The 21,451-nt window shown below is 49.5% G+C and carries 17 protein-coding genes; 8 read left to right on the forward strand and 9 right to left on the reverse strand.

All coding sequences use genetic code 11. The features are described from left to right. Positions 1-3: 3 nt before the first annotated feature. The gene (locus CEK71_RS01670) at positions 4-438 is read left to right on the forward strand and encodes a hypothetical protein (RefSeq protein WP_088617757.1); all 435 of its coding nucleotides are present in this window, start codon (positions 4-6) and stop codon (positions 436-438) included. A 181-nt stretch (positions 439-619) separates the two neighbouring features. Here CEK71_RS01670 and CEK71_RS01675 read toward each other — a convergent pair whose 3' ends face one another. From CEK71_RS01675 to petA, 6 genes are all read right to left on the reverse strand, one after another. Next, a complete protein-coding gene (locus CEK71_RS01675) occupies positions 620-1,102 on the reverse strand; it encodes a hypothetical protein (protein WP_088617758.1) in 483 nt (160 codons plus the stop codon). Positions 1,103-1,123: 21 nt separating this feature from the next. Then, positions 1,124-1,507 (reverse strand): ClpXP protease specificity-enhancing factor, encoded by a 384-nt coding sequence (locus CEK71_RS01680; protein WP_088617759.1) that lies wholly within the window; start codon positions 1,505-1,507, stop codon positions 1,124-1,126. Between the two features lie 14 nt (positions 1,508-1,521). Further along, positions 1,522-2,127 (reverse strand): glutathione S-transferase N-terminal domain-containing protein, encoded by a 606-nt coding sequence (locus CEK71_RS01685; RefSeq protein ID WP_198328422.1) that lies wholly within the window; start codon positions 2,125-2,127, stop codon positions 1,522-1,524. 198 nt (positions 2,128-2,325) lie between these two features. Further along, positions 2,326-3,042, reverse strand: a complete 717-nt coding sequence (locus CEK71_RS01690) for a cytochrome c1 (RefSeq protein ID WP_088617760.1) — start codon at positions 3,040-3,042, stop codon at positions 2,326-2,328. A 1-nt stretch (position 3,043) separates the two neighbouring features. Then, complete coding sequence (locus tag CEK71_RS01695) at positions 3,044-4,450, reverse strand: cytochrome b (RefSeq protein WP_088617761.1); 1,407 nt, start codon at positions 4,448-4,450, stop codon at positions 3,044-3,046. Positions 4,451-4,460: 10 nt separating this feature from the next. Beyond that, positions 4,461-5,045, reverse strand: coding sequence for a ubiquinol-cytochrome c reductase iron-sulfur subunit (petA, locus tag CEK71_RS01700; protein ID WP_088617762.1), 585 nt, complete (start codon positions 5,043-5,045; stop codon positions 4,461-4,463). Positions 5,046-5,660: 615 nt separating this feature from the next. Here petA and CEK71_RS01705 point away from each other — a divergent pair. The 3 genes from CEK71_RS01705 (at position 5,661) to CEK71_RS01715 (ending at position 10,277) form a co-directional block, all read left to right on the forward strand. Further along, positions 5,661-6,794, forward strand: coding sequence for an FG-GAP repeat domain-containing protein (locus CEK71_RS01705; protein ID WP_088617763.1), 1,134 nt, complete (start codon positions 5,661-5,663; stop codon positions 6,792-6,794). Between the two features lie 213 nt (positions 6,795-7,007). Further along, positions 7,008-8,486, forward strand: a complete 1,479-nt coding sequence (locus tag CEK71_RS01710; protein WP_088617764.1) for a NarK family nitrate/nitrite MFS transporter — start codon at positions 7,008-7,010, stop codon at positions 8,484-8,486. Between the two features lie 57 nt (positions 8,487-8,543). After that, complete coding sequence (locus CEK71_RS01715; protein WP_088617765.1) at positions 8,544-10,277, forward strand: bifunctional protein-serine/threonine kinase/phosphatase; 1,734 nt, start codon at positions 8,544-8,546, stop codon at positions 10,275-10,277. Between the two features lie 109 nt (positions 10,278-10,386). Here CEK71_RS01715 and CEK71_RS01720 read toward each other — a convergent pair whose 3' ends face one another. From CEK71_RS01720 to CEK71_RS01730, 3 genes are read right to left on the reverse strand one after another with little or no spacing between them, the layout of a single operon-like run. Continuing rightward, positions 10,387-11,337, reverse strand: coding sequence for a catalase family protein (locus CEK71_RS01720; protein ID WP_088617766.1), 951 nt, complete (start codon positions 11,335-11,337; stop codon positions 10,387-10,389). Next, positions 11,334-12,365 carry a sulfotransferase gene (locus CEK71_RS01725; protein WP_088617767.1) on the reverse strand — a complete coding sequence of 344 codons (1,032 nt, stop codon included), beginning with the start codon at positions 12,363-12,365 and terminating at the stop codon, positions 11,334-11,336. The genes CEK71_RS01720 and CEK71_RS01725 overlap by 4 nt, the downstream gene beginning before the upstream one ends. Continuing rightward, entirely contained in the window at positions 12,362-13,555 is a 1,194-nt protein-coding gene (locus CEK71_RS01730; protein ID WP_088617768.1) for an oxygenase MpaB family protein, read from the reverse strand. The genes CEK71_RS01725 and CEK71_RS01730 overlap by 4 nt, the downstream gene beginning before the upstream one ends. Before the next feature lie 923 nt (positions 13,556-14,478). On the opposite strand from CEK71_RS01730, the gene CEK71_RS01735 reads away from it, so the two are divergent. From CEK71_RS01735 to CEK71_RS01750, 4 genes are all read left to right on the forward strand, one after another. Further along, entirely contained in the window at positions 14,479-14,826 is a 348-nt protein-coding gene (locus CEK71_RS01735; protein ID WP_088617769.1) for a roadblock/LC7 domain-containing protein, read from the forward strand. 581 nt (positions 14,827-15,407) lie between these two features. Further along, the gene (locus CEK71_RS01740) at positions 15,408-18,011 is read left to right on the forward strand and encodes a glycosyltransferase (RefSeq protein WP_088617770.1); all 2,604 of its coding nucleotides are present in this window, start codon (positions 15,408-15,410) and stop codon (positions 18,009-18,011) included. Between the two features lie 316 nt (positions 18,012-18,327). Next, positions 18,328-19,341, forward strand: coding sequence for a polysaccharide biosynthesis/export family protein (locus CEK71_RS01745; RefSeq protein WP_232463738.1), 1,014 nt, complete (start codon positions 18,328-18,330; stop codon positions 19,339-19,341). Between the two features lie 3 nt (positions 19,342-19,344). Further along, positions 19,345-21,441: a GumC family protein gene (locus CEK71_RS01750; protein WP_088617772.1), complete on the forward strand. Its 2,097-nt coding sequence runs from the start codon at positions 19,345-19,347 to the stop codon at positions 21,439-21,441. The last annotated feature ends 10 nt before the right edge of the window (positions 21,442-21,451 follow it).

Raw genomic sequence — 21,451 nt, forward strand, 5'->3', positions numbered from 1 at the left:
GCTATGGATCAGGAAATTTATTGGCTTTCCTGCCGGATTGAAGACTTAAGTGCGGCAATCCGGCAAATGCGCTGGTATTTTGCAGAAGTGCAAGAATTGCGCAAGAGTCTTGCCCCGATTTGGAATGATAGTTGCAGTTTGGAAATGGCCAAACGTTTTCTCAATCCGATGGCACTGGAAGCTGAGGCTTCGTTAACGGAACTGGAACGCCAAGTTGTAGGGTTATTGGATTGTGTGGCGGCACTTTCGGCGGCAGATAACGCTCTTTCAGAAGCTGTCGGTGCCGCAGAGCAAATTGATAATTTAAGTGGCGAAGTGCAATCTATGTTCCGTGTTTTAGATGGTTTGCTTTCCGATGTCGTCAAGGAGGCAGACCAAGCGCTGGCACATATTAGCAATGCAGAAACCCTGATAGCCGCAGCAAACTCGGCAGCTTAATACCGTGTTGTCTTAAGGGACGTGCACGAAATAAAATCCGTTGTAGAGCCTAAGAGCCGTTCCCTGAGCGAAGCCGAAGAGAACGGCTCTTAGGCTTCACTCAGGTATCCAGAGGTTGGATCCCGTGCAATGGAACGCCTACTTAATTTCATGCGCGCTCCTAAGCCAGATGATGGGCCAATTATTTGCCTAGTCCTTGGCGTATAAACCATAACCATAAGCCCGCTATCCCGGCCACGAGACACAGGCTGTGTAATGTGTCGATGGCGATAATACCGAGGAGCGGGTTGGCATCGCTAAACGGTGCGAACGGGCGGATGTCGGTGTGCATGACGCTATCGAGCAAGACGTGGGAATAGCAACCCGCCGCCGCACCGAAGGTAACGGCGGCGGGGCTTAAGCTTTGCCAAGCAAACCAGTTTGGTAGCCAGCGGCTGAGTTTGAGGGCTAAGACAAACAATGCCAAGGTGGCAATGATGATGGTAGATGCACCGAGATAAGTGTGCAGGAACCGATGGATAGGATACTGGGCGTTAAGCATAAAATACAGCGGCTCAACGTCAATCAGGACATTGGCCGCACAAAAGCTTAAAAAGCTGATGTGTTTAGGGGCTAGGGCATTGATCGCCGCCCCAGGACCAAAATGCAGCGGTGTGAAGGGCATAGGGGCGGCTAGAGGCAGGCGTTATTTGACCACGCGCAAATTGGGCCGACCGGTAGGCGGCTTGTGTTCGGGTGGCGGCGCTTCGGTTTCGGGGTAGTCTTCAGGATCAAAGCTCATGCCCTTGTTGGTTTCTTTGGCATAAATCGCCAGTACGGCAGCAACCGGAACGATGACCAACATCGGTTTGCCGCTAAAACGGGCGTTAAATTGGATGTCGTGATTGCCTAATGCTAAGGCATCGACCGCTTGCGGTCTGATGTTCAGGACAATTTTTCCGTCGTCGACAAACTGTTGCGGCACGACCGCTTGGCTATGCTGGGCATCGACCAGCATGTGCGGGGTCAGGTTATTGTCAATAATCCAATCGTAAATGGCACGGATTAAATAAGGTTTTAAAGAAGTCATGTTGGGGCTATGGGTTATTTGATAGGGTCTGCCATTTCTTTTTCGGCATCGCTCAGGCTGCGTTTAAAGGCGGTGCGTTTAAACAGGCGTTGGGCGTAGTTGCCGATGATTTCGTTTTGCGACATGACATCAATACCGACACTGGGCAAGCGCCATAATAATGGGGCAATGACGCAATCAATTAAAGAAAATTCGTCGCTCATAAAATAGGGCCGGGCACCAAAAACCGGCGTGGCCGCAATCAGGCTTTCGCGTAACAATTTTTTTGCACGCGCGGATTTTTTCTCGCCTGATGATGATATTTCGTCCAGCAACTGATACCAGTCTTGGTCAATGCGCTTAATGACCATGCGGGCAGTGGCGCGTGAGACCGGATCCATTTGGTGTAAGGGCGGATGCGGGAAGCGTTCGTCCAAATATTCCATGATGATACGGGAATCGTATAACACCAGTTCGCGCTCGATTAAAGTGGGCGACACACCGGTCGGGTTGAGTTCGAGCAAATCTTCCGGCGGATTGGCCGGGTCGTAATATTCTATGTCGGCGGTGATCGCTTTTTCGTGCAGGACGAAGCGGGCGCAGTGGCTCATCGGACAGGTTGCGGATGAAAAAAGCGTCATTACAGATTTACGAGTAATAATATTTGCCACAGATAACAACCTCTTTGACGTATGTAGGGCGATAAAATTGGCTATTATAGCATGAATCGTAAAGCTTTTTGTGGCTTCCTTCCGATTGCCTGCGACAGGACTTAAGGATAAGAAAACATCCTTGTCTTCTTATGCACTTAGGGTGGAAAAGACCGGGTACTAATGGCTTTAATGGATGTCTTTCCAATATTCTTTTTTCAGCAAGTAGCCGATGACAAAGAAAATCAATAGGAAGAACAGTACATATTTACCCATTTGTTGCCGTTCCAATTGAACGGGCTCGCCGACATAGACTAAGAAATTGACCAAATCATTTACCATGGTATCAAACTCTTTTTCAGTCAGGGTACCCGGATCATGTTGGACCAGTTCGATATGTTCGCCGTAAATGGTTTTCCTGACGGTGGCGTGTTGCTCGCCCTGCAATTCCCAGAACGGGTTAGGCATCGCCGTGTCTTTGAAAATCAGGTTATTGACCCCAAATGGCCGTTTCGGATCCAAATAATAGCTTTTTAAGTAGCTATAGAGCCAGTCTTGGCCGCGTGAGCGGGCAATTAGGGATAAATCAGGCGGTTGGGTACCAAACCATTTTTCGGCATCGTGCTTGTTCATGGCGCTGTGGATTTGGTCATAAATCCCAGCACCTTCAGGGGCGATGTCGTTCAGGATGACTTTTTCATCCACTTCCATGTCTTTGGCGATACGCAGGTAACGCATTTGCTTGATGGAGTGGCAGCCTAAACAATGGGTGACAAAATGCTTGGCACCGCGCAATAACGACAGGTTATCGGTTAAATCAATGTCCGCGCTGTCCAGCTTGACACTTTCGGAGGCGTTGACGCTGAGCGATACCAAGAGTAGTGATAAAGTGAGAAATTTTTTCATATTAGTCGAGGCTCTCTACCAGTTTTTTTGCAAAGCGAGTGAGGACATGGCGTATACCGGTAGGGTTAGGCCGTCGGCTGAAGAAAGAACTTCTGAACACGCCATGGTCAGGTTCGCCTGTTTCGGGTTTGAGTTCAGTGATTTCTTCAAATAATGCCGGCAATTGCTCGTCAAGCGAATGGTGTTCGGTAACGCGTGTCGGGACGGGTTTGGTGCGTTCCCAACGGGTGTAAATGGGCATCAGTAAAAAGAAGCCGAAGTACATGGCGGTAAAGATACGCGCCACGATAGTCGCGCTGGGTGTCGCGGGTTGGGTGCCTAAATAACCCAGCACCAAGAAGCTGATGGCAAACATGACCAAGGCTTTTTTATACACGCCGCCCCGGTAACGGATGGATTTGACCGGATTACGGTCCAGCCACGGCAACAGGAACAGCACCACAATCGCTCCGCCCATGCCGATGACACCGGCAAATTTGTCGGGGATGGCGCGTAAGATCGCGTAGAACGGTGTGAAGTACCAGACCGGGGCGATATGCTCAGGGGTTTTTAGCGGGTCGGCCGGAATAAAGTTGGCGTGTTCGAGAAAATAACCGCCCATTTCCGGCATGTAAAAAATGACGGTGGCAAAGAAAATCATAAACACGCCGACCCCGGCAATGTCTTTAACGGTGTAATAGGGGTGGAAAGGGATGCCGTCTAAAGGAATGCCGTTTTCATCTTTATATTTTTTGATTTCCACACCGTCAGGATTGTTGGAGCCGACTTCATGCAGGGCGACGATATGCAGGAACACCAGCATGACTAGCACCAGCGGTACGGAAATGACGTGGAAGGCGAAAAAGCGGTTTAAGGTGGCATCGGACACTACATAATCGCCGCGTACCCACAGCGACAACTCGTCGCCGATGACCGGAATGGCGCTGAACAGCGAGATAATGACCTGTGCGCCCCAGTAGGACATTTGCCCCCAAGGCAACAAATAGCCCATAAAGGCTTCCGCCATCAGGGCGACAAACAGCAACATGCCGAAAATCCACACCAATTCGCGCGGTTGCTTAAACGAGCCGTACAGCAAGCCACGGAACATGTGCAGGTAAATGACGATAAAAAACGCCGATGCCCCGGTCGAGTGCATATAGCGGATCAGCCAGCCCCAGTGGACATCACGCATGATGTATTCCACCGAATCAAACGCCAATTTGGCATCGGGCTTGTAGTTCATGGTCAATAAAATGCCGGTGACAAATTGGTTGACCAGCACCAAGAGTGCCAGCGAGCCAAAAAAGTACCAGAAGTTGAAGTTTTTCGGCGCGTAATAATGCGCCATGTGATCGTTCCACAATTTAGTGAGCGGGAAACGGTCGAGAATCCAGTTACCGGATTCGGTAAATCGGTTAATTTTCATGCGTTTTTCCTTATGCCTGTTCGCCGATGATGAGTTGCGTGTCGCTTACATAACGGTAAGGGGGAACTTCCAAATTGGTCGGTGCCGGTACGCCTTGGTAAACGCGCCCCGCCAAGTCAAACCAAGAGCCGTGGCAAGGGCAGAAAAAGCCGCCTTTCCAATTTTCACCCAAATCGCTAGGGGCGATTTCCGGTCGGAAGGTCGGCGAACATCCCAAATGGGTGCATAAGCCCACTGCGACAAAGACTTCCGGTTTGATGGAGCGGGCGGGATTTTTGCTGGATTCAGGCTGTAGGGACTGCGACGACAGAGGGTCGCGTAGCTGCGAATCCAAGGTTTTTAAGGTTGCCAGCACTTCGGGTGTCCGGTTTAAAACCCATACCGGCTTGCCGCGCCAAGCAACCCGTAGCAATTGCCCAGGTTCCATTTTGCTAATATCTATAGTAACAGGTGCGCCCGCCGCCATGGCCTTAACGCTTGGCTGCATCTGCGCGAGAAAAGGCACCGCTATAAAGCCAGTGCCGACTGTGCCAACCACGGTTAAGGCCGAGGTCAAAAACTGGCGTTTAGACTTATCGACGCCTTCATTAATCATTACAAAGCTCTCCTCATTGTTATGTGCTGTGCTGCACTTTTTTTATCCGCGCCAATATACCACCAGAACCTAGTGGATTTGAAGAGCTTATGTAAATTGTTTGGCAATCGCTGAACTGTAGTGAGAAATGTTCCTATTTAGAGCGTTTTTTTTGGAGAGTATGCGGCTCGAAGAACAATAAAGCCGGTTAAATATTCGGGGCTTTGGATTAGGGTTTAAATGCAATTGCATTTTATCAGTATATCAAGGTGTTTTTTAACCGGTTGTTTTGTAAGCTTGTCTGGATAAATACGGTTCTTAGCTGTTTAGGCAAAGGTTGGGTGGCTCTTGTTATCGGTTACTTGGAACATGTAGTTTTGAAAATAGGAATCAGAAGTTTTGGGTCTGGCTTATACCGCTATGCTTTTCGGTGGCGAAGTGGCCGGATGATCGGCTAGTGCGGTTAGAATATCTTGTACCGCAGAACTTGCCGCGTTGAGGTTGTGAGGTCTTACCGGATAACGCGGTTAATATTTAGGATTTACATAGGTTATATGTCGCTGCCAAAAATAGTTCTTGGCTTTATCATGATGTCTCCCGTTCGATGAACGAATTACTTAATTGAGGACAATAATCATGTTAAAAAATATTCAGTTATCTTCTTGCTTGTCTGTCGTTGCCATGACTGGCCTGGGGCTGTTATTACCCGATTTGGGCAAAGATTTGCAAGCGGCTCCTATTACTTTCCAGCCTAAGGCGGATTATGCCACGGATGCTACCCCCATTGATTTGGCGGCAGGCGATGTCAATTTGGATGGTAAACCTGATCTGGTTACGGCGAATATTGGTGCGGGTACGGTCAGTGTATTGCTCAATAATGGCTTTGGGGTGTTCTTGCCGAAAGTGGATTATACGGCGGGGGCTAACACCAATGCGGTGGTGATCGGTGATGTCAACAGTGACGGTAAAGCCGATTTGGTGACGGCAAATTATGCGGCGAACACCGTGAGCGTGTTGATAGGCAACGGTAACGGCACGTTTCAACCGAAGACCGATTATACGACAGGCCTAAATCCCTATTCGTTGGCTATCGGCGACGTTAACCGCGACGGTAAGGCGGATTTGCTGGTCACCAATGCGGGCGGCAATAGTGTCAGCGTATTGTTGGGTACAGGTGGTGGGGTGTTTGGGGCGAAAAACGATTTCATCGTTGGGGCTTTTCCCCAAGCGGTGGCGGTGGCCGATGTCAACCGTGACGGTAAGCCAGATTTGGTGACGGCAAATTACAGTGCCGATACGCTAAGCGTATTGATCGGTAAGGGTAATGGCAGTTTTAATTTTAAGGTCGATTATAGTACCGGCACTAGCCCTTCTATGGTTGCGGTGGGTGATGTTAACCGTGACGGCAAGTTGGATTTGTTTGCCCCCAACGCCAACGCCAATACGGTTAGCGTACTGCTGGGTAAGGGTAATGGGGTTTTCAATGCCAAAGTTGATTATGGTACTGGCGATAGCCCTTATTCAGTTGGCATTACTGACATCAACCGTGATGGCAAGCCTGATCTGGTGGTGGCTAATGGTGTCAGCAATACCGTCAGCGTGTTGCCGGGTAAAGGCAATGGCGTATTTTTGGCCAAAACCGATTATGCGGTAGGGGCAAATCCGAGCGCTGTTGCCGTAGCGGATGTGAATGGCGATAGCAAGGTTGATGTTTTAACGGCAAACCTTAGCGACAGTACAGCCAGTGTGTTGGTGAATACTACGCCTTAATATCGCGTGAGGCTGCTTATTTTAATTGTTACGCACGTTCTTGAATTCGCACCAGTATGGGATTTGTTTTCCTGTATTGGTGCAATTTTACTGAGAGTTGCCGGTTAATGTGCAGCAGAGAATGTATTTGCACCAATAAAGGACTGCTTTGGTCGCTTATGGTATGAATAGTGCTTAATTTTGGTGCTAAATACCCTTGATTTGGATTCTATAATGCCATCGCAGACCTTTAACCTCTTTTCTTTTTCGGGCAAAATGAAAATTTTGCACCTTACTTGGCTGGCTTTTTTTATTAGCTTTGTCGTCTGGTTTAATCACGCACCACTGATGTTGGTTATTGCCCAATCATTGGGCATGGATGCGGCTCAGATCAAAACCATTTTGCTTTTAAATGTGGCGCTTACTATTCCGGCGCGGATTGTTATCGGCATGTTGGTTGATAAATTCGGCCCTAAGCGGACATACTCGACGCTCTTGGCAGCGGGTAGCGTGCCGTGTTTTATGTTTGCGTTTGCCAGCAGCTTTGAACAACTGGCTCTGGCGCGGTTTTTACTGGGCTTTATCGGCGCAGGTTTCGTGATTGGCATCCGTATGGTCGGCGAATGGTTTCCAGCCAAGCAAGTGGGGCTGGCCGAGGGCATTTATGGTGGCTGGGGCAATTTTGGTTCGGCGGCGGCAGCGGGGCTATTGCCGATGCTGGCTCTGTGGTACGGCGGGGCGGACGGCTGGCGGTATGCGGTAGCGACGACGGGTATGATGGCTTTGATTTATGCGGTCGTGTATTTTTTTAGCGTGACCGACACCCCAAAAGGCTCGACCTATTTTAAGCCCAAAAAAGCCGGGGCGATGGAAGTGACCAGCCGGGGCGATTTGTATTTGTATATGCTGATGACTTTGCCGCTGTATTCGGCATTAACTTTGCTGACCTGGAAGCTGTCTAACGGAGTGACTGCTTTACTGTCAGCGGCGGCAGCCGGGGTGATCTATGCCGTGGTGTGGCTGGTATTTATCCTCAATATCAGAAAGATTTTCCACGTCAATAACGGACTTCTTTCGCAGGAGATTGAAGCTATTCATCGTTACAAATTCAAGCAAGTCGCTATTTTGGACTTGGCATATTTCATTACCTTTGGTTCGGAATTAGCCGTGGTGTCGATGTTGCCGATGTATTTTTTTGAGACTTTCCATGTGTCGCAAGGCATTACTAATGTGCAGGCGGGTTTGTTGGGCGGCAGCTTCGCTTTTATTAATTTGGTGGCACGTCCGGCAGGCGGTTGGCTGAGCGATAAGTTTGGCCGCAAGCTGTCCTTAAGCATTTTCATTGCGGGTTTGGCGACAGGTTATTTTGGTATGTCCCTGATCACCCCCGATTGGCCTATCCCTTTGGCGGTGCTGTTGACGATGGCCTGTTCAAGTTTTGTGTCCGGCGGTTGCGGGGCGGTGTTCGCTATGGTGCCGTTGATTAAGCGCCGCATGACCGGACAGATTGCCGGTATGGTCGGCGCTTACGGCAATGTCGGTGGAGTGCTGTTTTTGACTGTGCTGGCGTTTGTTTCGCCCGCCGAGTTTTTTGTTATCATTGCTGGTGTGGCTATCGTGGTTTTGCTAGCTGTGCAATGGGTCGACGAACCGAAAGGCCACATGGCGGAAGTGCAGGAAGATGGCTCGGTGGAAATGATTGAGCTGAATTGATGGGCGGTAAAGCTGATTTAAGGCATAACCCTTTCGGCAATTTTTAGTGGATTAACCATGACTCTTGCGGTACGGCCTGAATTGGCGATTGATATAGGCTCGGCCAGCGATAAGGGCGTTAAGGCCGATAATGAAGACTGTTGCGGGGCGTTTATCCCGACTGACCGCCAGCTCAGTTATAAGGGGATCGCTATTGCCATTGCCGATGGCATGAGCGGCAGTGAGGCGGGCAAGCAGGCCAGCCATTGCTGTGTGGTGGGCTTTTTAAGCGATTATTACAGCACCCCCGATTCGTGGTCGGTCAAACAAGCGGGGCAGAAAATTCTCTCGGCGACCAATTCTTGGCTGTACAGCCAAGGCCAGGTGCGCTACCAATCGGCTAAAGGTATGGTCAGCACTTTGAGCATTTTGGTGCTGAAATCGACGACGGCGCATATTTTTCATATCGGCGATTCGCGGATTTACCGTTGGCGGAACGGCAATTTGGAGCAGATCACCCGCGACCATCGGGTCTGGTTGGCGAACGATAAAAACTATCTGAACCGGGCGATGGGCATAGAGCCGCGCCTGGAAGTCGATTATAAGGCCATGCCCTTAGCCATTGGTGATGTGTTTTTATTAACTACGGATGGCGTACACGATTTTTTGGACGCGAAAGCCTTAAAAAAGCAGTTGCAAGACGGCGGCGATTTGGCGGTGTTGGCGGAGGCGATGGTGCGGCAGGCTTTGGCGAACGGCAGCGATGATAACCTGACCTGCCAACTTGTCCGTATTGTCGCTTTGCCGGAGGCCAAAGAGGATGAAATACTGCGCCGCCATGCCAATTTGCCGTTTCCGCCGCCTTTGGCAGTGGGGGCGATATTGGACGGTTACCGTATCGAAGCCGAACTGCACGCCAGTAAGCGCACACAAATTTATCGGGCTTTAGATATGCGTAGCGGTGTGCAGGTGATTTTAAAAACCCCGTCCGTGCTGTATGACGACGACACCTTGTATATCGAGCATTTTCTCCATGAAGAATGGGCGGGTAAACGCCTTCGGCATGACCATGTGTTGCAGGTGCTCAGCACTGACCGGGTTAAAAGCTGTATTTACTATGTCACTGAGTATCTGCCGGGATTGACGCTTAGGCAGTGGTTGGCGGCGCACCCGAAGCCGGATCTCGATACGGTGTCGGTGATTGTTGGGCAAATCGCCAAAGGCCTCCGCGCTTTTCATCGTATGGAAATGCTGCATCAGGATGTAAAGCCGGAAAATATTATGTTTGCGGCAGACGGTAGGGTAAAAATTATTGACTTTGGTTCGGTGAAAATTGCCGGTATCGCCGAATTGGCTCCGTTGGCCGACCAGGAAGAAAATATTTTGGGGACGCTCAATTATACTGCGCCCGAATACCATTTGGGTCAGCGGGGCAGCACCCGCTCAGATTTGTTTTCTTTGGCGGTGATCACTTATGAAATGCTGAACAGTGCTTTACCTTATGGGCCGATGCCATCCCAGCCCGACAAGCACAGTCTGGCAAAGTTGGTCTATGTGCCCAGTTTCCACCATAACGATAGGGTGCCGGTCTGGGTGGATGGGGCGTTAAAAAAAGCCACGGCACTGAATCCGCAATTGCGTTACGGCGATTTGTCGGAGTTTCTCTACGATTTGGGCCATCCCAATCCCGCTTTTTTAAATACCCCCCAGCACCAGCCGCTGATCGAGCGCAACCCGTTACTGTTTTGGCAAGGGCTGTCACTGTTGCTGCTGTTGGTTAATTTTATTTTACTGTATTTCGTCAGCAGGTGATGGCCGCGTTCTTTAGGGAACACCGATACCGGCTATTAGGCAACGCCACACCCTTGGCTTGCCTAGTCAAAGCAAGGCCGTTCCGAACGGGTACTGTTGCGGAATCTGGCTATGTAAGCCGCCGCAGGGCCGAATTCTTGTAGACGACGCGCCGCAATGCATTGATGCTGCCAAGCGGTTCATGCGCTTGCAAACAATGCCAAGGATTGTAAGACAGCCGCTCGCCTTCTGTGAATAGTGCGGTTGCCAAAATATCCTGTACCGGAAAGGTTAAGCGTCCGACAAGATGCGTAGGGCTTTGCCAAACTTGAAACAGGTCATCCACCAAATCCGTTGCCAATGTTTTTGGCTGAATGAAAAAATCGAACACCAAATCGGTTTGCAACAAATGCGAGTGTAGCCGTTCACGCAGAGTGCGGCCTTTGCCCATCGGTGTGCTCGCCGGGCGGAACTGATATTTCATGGCGCTTGTGCCGAGCCGGTAAGGGGAGAGGCTGTTGTATTGGTATTGCGTGATGTCCCGCCGCCGGAAGGCTTGGCCTAAGGTGCAGAGCATTGCCTGCACAAAGCCCCATCGCGCCTTTAGCGGATTTAAGCTAGGAAAGGTGTAGGTCGGCGGCGCGACGTTAAAAGGGGTCAGCTCTTTCACACCGTCCATTTTGCGCATAAACGCCAACATATCTTCCGCATCCCGCGTAATAAAAGTCGGTTGGTTGATGGTAACAATCGTATGTTCGCCTTCGGGTGCCTCTTCACAAACGGGGCCGCTGACAGCGTGTATTTTCAACGCCATCCCTCGTGCGTCAGGGTAGTTTTCATTGGCAAAAAGCGAACTGGAAAAACGTGCCGTGACTTTGTAGGTTTTGGGTTCGAGAAACAGTCCAAGCCGATATGGGGTAGGCACGGCAGAAAAAATTTCCAGTTCGCCTTCTAGGTTGGCAATCAGCGGGGCATGGAAGGTTCGCCGATAACTGCCATCGGGTTGGATTTTTTGAAAAGTTTTCGCGCAGATGCTGTTAATCTCATCCGCCATCGCTGCGAACGGGCAGGTCGTTTTCATAATGGGTATCCTAGTATTTTTAAGCCCGGTTCACACGCTTGGGTAAGCGCAAGCCGCTCCGCTTCGGGTAACTCACGGTATTTTGAACGTGTCGGCCTAGGGATTTGCGACACGGTATCCAACCAGTGGGCATCTTCCAGTTCTGGGCTGATAAACCGGATCAATTCGTTCAGTTCCTTTCTGGGGTCTTGCTGGACGGCTTCAAATTTTACGGAAAGCAGACGGTCTTTAGGAAGGGTAGCCAAAATCGCGCTGCCTGCCAGAATCATGTTGCTCCATAATTTTCCGTATTCCACGAGCGGAAATTCTTGTGTTTTCATCTGCCGGGTATTTAAAAAAGGCATCAGCAATTTTTCAAGCCACAGTTTTTGTGGCCCGATGTGCGGTTTATGCCAAGCCTTAAAAACATCGATGCCTAGGCTTTGGCTTTTCTGTAGCATGGTCAGCAAGAGACGAAAATTGTGATGCTGGCTCATCGACAAGGCGGTGTCGCGCCCATCCCGAAAGACGTGGATGACTTTGGCCTGTGGGAACAGTTTCAATAAAGTCGCGGCGATCATAAAAGAACCGCCTGAGCGCTCGACCCAGACATCACGTTGATATTTATTCGCCAAAGCCTCAAATAAAAACTGATACTGTTCCGCAAGCGGACAACGTGGACGTGCCTTTACAAGCAATTCCAATTCATCGTACAGGGCTTCGTGTGCGTCGGTCAGGTGCGGAAGTGCCACCGACAGAATGGGGGGGATATTTTTTGGGGTAAACCGCGCCTGCGGGCTATTAAACGGATATAAGCCTTCATCGACAACAATGCCATCTTCCAACATCATCCGCAAAGCGGGAGTTTGTTGGCTCAATATCTGCCACATTTGCGGCCCGGTAGGGGCTTTGTTTGAAAACGCCGCCGACCCTAAGGGGACAAAAAACTCCGATAGACTGAGCACTTTCGGATGCTTGCCCAGTATGTCCGAAATCATTGTGGAGCCACATCGCCCCGTGCTCAAAATTAAGATAGGGTCGGTTTTCATAATTCTTGATCTTGTTCAGCGTATAAATGCCCTGGCATCCGGTAGCGGATACCATTCTGATTGTATAAGGAAACCTCCAGTAGCTGCATAAACTGCCCGCTACGGCTACGTCTTTCCAAGCTTGGAAACAGGCGTTGCAACAAGCTGCCCAGGCCATTTTTGAAACGGAAAAACGCCAGCACCCCAAAGGGGTTATGGTTCGGAAAATTCAATTGATCAGCTAACTCCGTGCCGATCAAGGCGCGTGAGATCCGATAAATGTAGTTTGCCAAATTGCGCCGTGCTTTTGGCTCTGTGATTCCGGCAACAATAGGTGCGGAATTGATCAAGGCGTTTGCCATGATGATCGATTCATAAGTGGGGGAGGGCTCACACATCGCGCCGACCCGTTGTAAATGCAACGCGCTTTGTTCCGAATCAAACAGGATGCTTTCAGGAACGCCCATCAGATAACCAGTATAACGCCAAATCATCATGAAGCTTTCCCGCTCTTCCTCGGATAGGTTTACCCCTAACGATTTCACCCGCTTGAGCAGTAACGCAGAAAAAACCGTTGTTGCCAAACCGATGTGCGCGGCACTGATTGGCACACCCCAGGCCGCTGTATCCCAATCTTGCGAGTGGCTCAACATTAACCGGATGCGTGCATGGATCAGGCGCAAGCGCATGGACAGTTTCCAGCCGTCGCCGTACCGCTCCAAGCCGCCGGGTAACATGATTTCCATCAAATGCAGGTTATTTTGTTTCAGCCGCCGTACGCCCTGATCAATAACCCGCCCGGTGATACAAAAAGATTTGCTGATTAGCGTCGCAAAGCCTTCCACCAAACCCCCGGCGACAAAAGCCCCTACAAACATCGTCGAATGGCGGTGAAATGCCGCACAGCCTTTATTGACTTTTTGGGGGTCAAACCACGCAGGTACCGTCTCCATTTTCGCAAAAAAATCACGCACCTCATCGGGCGCATCGGCTAAGCCATCCAGGCCAATTTCTATGCCTTGGCGTAGCCAATTTTCCGCTTCTTCGGGCGATAACGTGGAGAGATAGGCAATCAGGGCATCGGCATCAGGATCACCGATAAGCGTGTGGCGTATATAGTTTTCGGCGAGTGCCTCATCAATTAACTTGCCTTGTATAAAGCCAGCCCGATAGTCGGTCGGAATCTCGTTTTCGTTAAGCCGTTCAGTCATTTCTGCATCTCTTTTATGGAAGGCAATCCTTATTTATTCGGCAAGCTTCCTAGTTATGCCGGGAAGCTGATAATGTTTTGGCACATCGGAGAATTATCGGGAAGCTTTGCCTATTTGTAAAAGCGTAAACGATAAAGCTGTCGGAAAGTTTAAATCATACAAACTAGAAATGTAAGTATCCCCCTCCAATACTTTGGACGGTTTGTGCAAAAGTGGCGGCGATATTATTCGGGATGGGATAGGGCTTCTTGCGCCGTCTGTCCTTGAATAAAAGTTCAGCTACTCAATGTCTTAGGCTAAGAAAAAATGGGTGCTTGTTATGTCAAAAATAGCTTACACGCCACTTGTGCAACTTCGGGGGCTGATGGGTTAATGTCCGCCTGAGTATGGATGAAAAAATGGGCTATAATATACTTAAGTATCTATATGGGTTTTGAAGTCTTTTTGCCGTCGATAAATATGATGTCCATTAATCTACCCCTCTCCGGTCAATCCCTTTGTTTCTGAGAGGATGCCGGAATAACGGGTATTTTGGAGATCGCCATGCTTATTAACGGCTTAGCGCTACACCTCTAGCAAAATGATTCTAAAACCCCTATAGACAGGGCTTATCTCAACTAGGCTTTTTTCGTCTCGGTAGCGGCTTTGCCGACTAGACAGTAGCCCCATTAGCAACTATGCTGAATGGATTATTGGGTAGGAGAATTAGCTGTAAGTGATGCTGGCTGTTTATGGTTACGCGCATATTTATCATTAGGAATTTCCGGCAGCTAAATTTATCTGTTAATTCCGTTAATGTTTGCGGGTTAGGTTGAAAAAGCCAGCGGATTTAGGAAGTTCAGACAGCGTGTTTTATGCCTGCTAAGAATTCACTTATAAACATTTGCGGTTAACCATCAAAATAGTTCAAGAGAGGCCTTAAGATGTATGCTTTGCTTTCTGCGTTTAACAATACAGACCCCCGTATTCAAGCGTCTGCCGTCACATCTATAGATGGGGTGGCGCTGGGCTATGCGCACCAGTATGGCGGCAATGAAGACCATGTTTGCGGTATGGGTTCAGCCCTTTTTGCGGTCGGTAAAAACAGTATCGCCACTCTGCTGGGCGGCGACTGTAAGCACCTTGTTGTTACGGGCGAACAGGGTTATGTGTTAGTTGCTTTATTGAATCAGGATGTCTTATTAGTGGCGGTAACACAAGAAGGTGTTGATCTGCCAAAACTAATGCAGGCGATGGATGGCTTTCGGGAGGATTTTTTGCTTGCGCAATAAAGGCTTGTCCGGCTTTATCGCTTTGCACACCCGTGTGTGGACTAAAATGTACGCGGCTGATAGCGTATACAAGCGAAGTGCCTTAATTTTCGTAGGTAAACCTTAATTAGTTGGTTAAGGTTAATGTTCCATTTTGCGGGGGAGGGGGCTATATACTTCAAACGGCCAGGTTTTCGGTTTTTTTGGTAGGGTACAGCGTACCCTACGGTGAATTGTAAAAGCCGAAAACTTGGCCGTTCACAGTATATTTGTCAGTTCAGTAACCGTTCATTCTGTTTTTTTTAAGATAAGCTCAAGCCGGACAATAAGGGTTGTACTTAACCGATTGCTTGGCGATTACCGCGCTTTAATAGGCTTTTTGTCTTGTTGTGGGCGGTTTTTGACGCTTTTATCATTTTCAGGCACAATCTATGGTTAAAATCCTTATAAATCTTGTTGGTTATGGTTTAAATAATTTCTTACAAGTTTTGTATCGCGTGTAAAATAAGGGGCGCAAAGCTTTTTTGCCGCTTTGTGTTAATCCTAAATGATTTCCGTTGGATTCAAAACATCCTCCACAAACAAATTCCCGCATCCCCCCGATGAAAACAAAAATAGCTACTGTATTGGCACTTACTTTGCTGGTTATGATTAATTTCAGCATTTGGAGCTTTGTCAACAACCCCTTGCAGTTACAGCCGTGGACAAAAACCACGATGGGCTTGACCTACGATCCGACCCGTAAGACGGATGACCCCCGCGACAATATCTTTGTCAGTGAAGAAGACATGGACAAAGACTTGACCTTGCTGGAAAACAAAGTCCATGCTATCCGTACTTACAGTATGTTACGCGGCCAGAATAAAATTCCTGACATTGCCGCCAAACATAATCTGAATGTGACAATGGGCGCGTGGATAGACGGCAATTTGGAGAAAAACCGCCAGGAATTGGAGGCGCTGATTAATGTCAGCCGCCAAGACAATCCCAAAATCATCCGCGTGATGGTCGGCAACGAAGTCTTGTTGCGTAACGAAATCCCGGAAGATGCGTTGATTGAATATATCCGCGAGGTGAAAAAACGTAACTGGCGGCCAGTCAGTACCTCAGAAACTTGGGCGGAATGGTTAAAGCACCCTAAAGTGGCGGCGGAAGTGGACTTTATCGCCGTGCATATCCTGCCGTATTGGGAAGGTATTGCCGCCGAAGATGCCGTGGATTATATTTTCGACCGCTATCATCAAGTGCAACAAGCCTATCCTGATAAGCCGGTCATCATTACCGAATTAGGTTGGCCCTCTGACGGCCAGCCCGCCAAACACGCCACAGCGTCGGTGTCTAACCAAGCAAAAATATTGCGGGAATTCTTAAACCGCGCCGACCAAGAAAAAATCACTTATTACATCGTCGAAGCCTTCGACCAACCGTGGAAGCAATCCATTGAAGGTTCTGCCGGGGCCTATTGGGGTATTTTTAATGCCGACCGCCAAGCTAAATATCCGATGGACGGGGATGTCCTGACCTTGCCAAGCTGGAGCCATTGGGCGACGGGTGCGGCGGTGTTAAGCGTGGTGCTGATGGCCCTATTCCTGTTCACCCGCCGCAGCTTGAAACTGCCGGGTATGGTATTTTTCGGCTTGATCACCAACTTGGCGGTATCGACCATTTTTTGGTCGCTGTCGATAGGCGCACAACAATACCAAACGCCGTTGACCATTATTTTTTGGGTGGTGTTGATCTTAATGCAGGTGCTGGCGGCGATTATCTTGCTGATTGAATCCTTAGAGATTGCCGAAGTTATCTGGCATAGGAAAACCGCGCGTACCTTCCAGCCTTTAACGCCGTCACCCGATTTCAAATACCCAAAAGTCTCCCTGCATTTGCCCATCCATAACGAACCGCCACTGATGGTGCGTAAGACCTTGGAAGCCTTGGCAAAAGTCGATTACCCCAATATGGAAGTTTTGGTAATGGACAACAACACCAAAGATGCAGAGATTTGGGAGCCAGTGCGCGACGATTGCGAACGCTTAGGGCCGATGTTCCGGTTCTTCCATTTGGAAAACTGGCCCGGTTTTAAGGCGGGGGCGATTAACCACGCACTGGAGCAAACCGCCGCTGATGCCGAAATCATCGCCGTCATTGACAGCGACTATATTTTGTCGCCGGATTGGCTGAACTGTATGGTGCCGTATTTTGATAATGAAAATGTCGGTTTTGTGCAGTCGCCGCAAGATTACCGCGACCGCCACCAAAGTACCTTCAAGGACATTTGTTATTGGGAATATGCCGGTTTCTTTAATATCGGTATGGTGCAACGTAACGAATATAACGCCATTATCCAACATGGCACGATGACGATGGTACGGAAATCGGCCTTGCTGGAAGTCGGCAAATGGTCGGAATGGTGTATTTGCGAAGACAGCGAACTGGGTTTGCGCCTGTATGAGGCCGGTTATGATTCGGTCTATGTGAAAGATTCGTTTGGCCGCGGCCTCATGCCGGATACCTTCTCCGGTTACATGACCCAACGCTTCCGCTGGGTATATGGCGCGATGCAGATCATTAAGGCGCATTGGCGCAGTTTCTTGCCGACGCAAAAATCACCGCTGACCTCGGCGCAACGCTATTATTTTGTTGCGGGTTGGTTGCCCTGGTTTTCCGACGCGCTGGCCTTGGTGTTCACCATCACCAGCTTATTGTTGACCGCGATTATCGTTTATGACCCTATCCATAGCGAATTGCCGATTAACGCCTTCTTGTTGCCGACTATCGGCCTGTTTACCTTTAAGGTGTTGCGCGGGTTGTGGCTGTATCAGGCGCGTGTCCCGTGTTCGTTCTGGCAATCCTTGGGCGCGGCTCTGTCCGGGCTGTCGTTGACCCATACCGTAGCGCGGGGCACTATCCAAGGTATGTTCACATCGGGCAAGCCGTTTATGCGTACTCCTAAATATGAAAAACAAGGGCCTTTATTTGCGGGTCTGATGATTATCAGGCAAGAAGTGATACTGATGCTGTTGTTGGCGGCGGCAATGATCGCCATGGCCTCCTTAGAGCATTTTGATAACCTCAGCGGCAGATTATGGATTTCTATCCTGGCTGTCCAAGCCGTGCCGTATATCGCCACGGTGGCGACTTTGTTGATTAGCATTGCCCCGCATTATGGCAAAAATGCCAAATTGGCCGAGGAATTGGATGAAGTGTAAGCGGCACAAGATACGCAAGGCATAGCGTTGTTGGGTCTTCTTGCTGGTTTAAAAGCTGGCAAGATGGCCTGATGTTATTATGCCTATTCCCTTCTTTCCCCTATATCTGCCGTTAGTTTGGGCAGTTTCTTTTTGGGCAAGGCGCAGGTTCCCCTCGCTCCTATAAGCCCCTATCCATACGCTTAATTTCCCCTGCCGAATGGCTGGCCGCCAAAACAGCCGCTAAGATAATGGTAAAGGTTATTGATAGCGGACGGTAGCAATGATAAGGTTTAGGGCATCTTTGCTTAACCGATACCCTCCCTGCGCTTTATACATGATGATCTTAGCCATTAACCGAACCGCCATTCTTTGCTGTTGCTTGGTCTTGCTGTCTGCTTGCGGGGCGTGGGAGAGTGTTCCAGATGCCAGTCGGGGGGCGGCGAAAGCCTTTACCGTGCCTGACCGTTCAACACGCTATTCGGAAACCAGCGCCATCGAAGCGTTTAAAACCGACACCAAAAGCGTTACCGATTATTTGTTGTATGATGGTGACGACATTAATATTGAAGTCATCGGCAGACCGGAATTATCGGGCTTACAGCGTATTGGCCCTGACGGGCAAATCACCTTATCGGTGGTCGGGTCGGTATCAGTGCGCAACATGACCCGCGAACAGGCCGCCACCACCATCAATAACGCCTTGTCGCCGTATTATCTTAACATTTACACTACGGTGCGGGTTGAGCATTACAATTCAAACCGGGTCGTGATTATCGGGCGGGTCGAGCATCCTGGTGAGTTGCTTTTTAATACGCCGCCTAATTTGCTGGATATTCTTGCCCAAGCGGGCGGTATGCCGTTATTGCGTAAGGAGCAGGTCTTGACCCGCTGTGCGATTATCCGTAAAGAGAAAATCCTTTGGATAGACCTGACCCGCCTGTTGACAGGCGATATTAGCTTAAATGTACCGTTGCAGCGCAATGATGTGGTGTACATCCCTGATGCTACCGACACTTCCGTGTTTGTGTTGGGGGCGGTGAATGCGCCAGGGGTATTTCGTTTGACCCCGCAAATGTCGTTTATGGATGCTCTAGGGCAAGCGGGCGGCATGACCAAGGACGGCAACACGCATGATATCCATTTAATCCGCCCCAGTGCCAATGCCAATATGCAAATTGATTTGAGTGATTTGTTAAAACCTCATGGGCAATTAAATGTCGCCATTAACGAAGGTGACATTATTTATGTGCCTAAACACAACGTCAGCAAAATTGGTTATATCGTGCAACAAATCAATCCCTTCAGTACCTTGTTTACTATCAGCCAATTAGGCGCGGTCATCCCATAGCCCATGTCTGAGTCCGCCTTAACACCGACGGCTAGCGAATCGGTTTCGACCGGGGCGATTATGCCTCTGGTCAGCCTAAAAAAACATTGGAAAATCAGTGTAGGCATCTTTGTCACTTTGGCGGTGCTAGGGGTGCCGATTGCCTGGAAAAAGGGCACGTTGTACTATTCGGTGACGGCGGTCGTCCATGTCGCGCCGCGTATCGCCAATATCCTGCAAGACAGTAAAGAGCAAGAGATCCCTTCTTATCAGCAATATCTGCAATTTTTGACCCAACAAGCCAGTACCGTCGCCCGCTATGATATTGTTTTGTCGGCCTTACAAAAACTGGGCGACAAACGCTTTGTTTGGCAATTGCCGAATGAAAGCGAGCGCCATGCCGCCGAACGCTTGCAAGCGGCCTTAGTGGTTAAGCCGGTTAAAGATACTTATTTGTTTACCGTCACGCTGGAGTCGGACAATAAGCAGTATCTGGACGAGTTGGTCAATACTGTTGTTGCCGAATATTTTGAGGCATCGCGTAAAGATTTGATGCTCTATGCCTCAAAAGAGCGGCTGGCGTTTTTATACGGGCAGCGGGAGAAATTCCAAAAAATTATTGCCGAGAAAAAGCAACGCTTAGCAGACATCACCCAGGCGATTAGTGTGACGACCTTTGTCGATAATGCCCCTAACCCTTATGACGATTTGCTGGCCGATAGCCAAAAAGCCTATTCGGTCGCGCAACGCGAACGCATGGCGGCCGAAGCGGGCCTGCAACTGTTTGAAAATCCCAAAGATGCCAAAGCCACGGCGGCACTGGAATCTATGGTGTCCGAACAAGTCTACAAAGACCAAGGCTTATACAGTTTAAAGGCCAATATGTATTTGCGGCGCAGTAAGCTGGTGGAACAAATCAGCGGCTTGGATGTGAAGCATCCGTGGCATGAGCAAATCAAAAAGCAATTGGAAGTGATTGAGGCGGAAGTGGTCGAGGCGACCCAGCAGTTAAGCAATGATGTCAAGCGGATGCTGATTGAAGAACGCCGCTCTAAAGTGACCTTGACACGGCAAATTGAGCAGGGATTATTAGCGCAAATTACTGAACAAAAGCAACGCGCGGCTTGGTTTTCCTCTAACTATAACGAGGCCTTGAGCCTGACCCAAGAAATCAAGCGCAATTACAGCCAATTGGATACCGTAGAAAACCGCATTAATTTTATTGAGCTGGAATCCAATGCGCCCGGTTATATCCGTATGGAAAGTTACGCCCGGCCACCTGAACAAGCCATACGCGGCGGCAAGAAAAAAATCATAGTGATGATGGCGGTAGTGGGCGGCATTCTTGGCCTAATCGTGCCGATTATTATGGATTTGTTGAATAAGAGCATCAGGACAGCCGGACAAGTCGAAAAGCTCTTAGGCTACAAACCCTTGGCGGCGTTGTTGGAAAGCGGGCAGGCGGGCGTGGCGCCGCAAGTGCTTGCCGACCAACAGCGCCGCTTGGCTTTGGCTTTAAACCGAGAACGCTTGCGTACAGGTAAATCGGGCAGTGTGGTGTTATTGACGGCGGTGACCCATCACAGTGCGCAGACTTCGTTAGCGTTTGAACTGGCGCAAAATTTTCAGGCTATGGATGTACGGGCCGTGGTGGTGGAGGTCAATACCTTAAAGCCTGATACCCGTTATGTTTGTAGTTCGGCCAGCGCAGGCCTGTTCGATGTCTTGGTTGATTCCGACATTACCCTGCAACAGGCGCTCAGTCCGGCAGATGCCGAATATCCCGATCGGATTGCCATCGGTTTGCCTGCCGAAGGTTTGCTATTCGGCTACCACCGCTTACAGACCCTGTTAGAACAGCTTGCCGAAAGCTATGCCTTTGTTATTTTAGATGCCGCGCCGCTGTTGTTGTCGGCGGATGTGGAGTTTTTCGCCAGCATCAGCGATATTACCTTGCTGCTGATTGCGGCGCAAACCACCCAACCCGGCGAGATCAAGCGTTCGGTGCAGATGCTGGAGCGGGTTGACCCTAAAGTCATCAGTTTTATTGTCACCCGCTTGCAAATTTTTCACGGTGGCGGCTATTATTCTAAAGTGTATACTAAACCGCCGAAAGGGTAGGGGGCTGGCA

This window comes from Methylovulum psychrotolerans, from assembly GCF_002209385.1.
Taxonomy (GTDB): Bacteria; Pseudomonadota; Gammaproteobacteria; order Methylococcales; family Methylomonadaceae; genus Methylovulum; species Methylovulum psychrotolerans.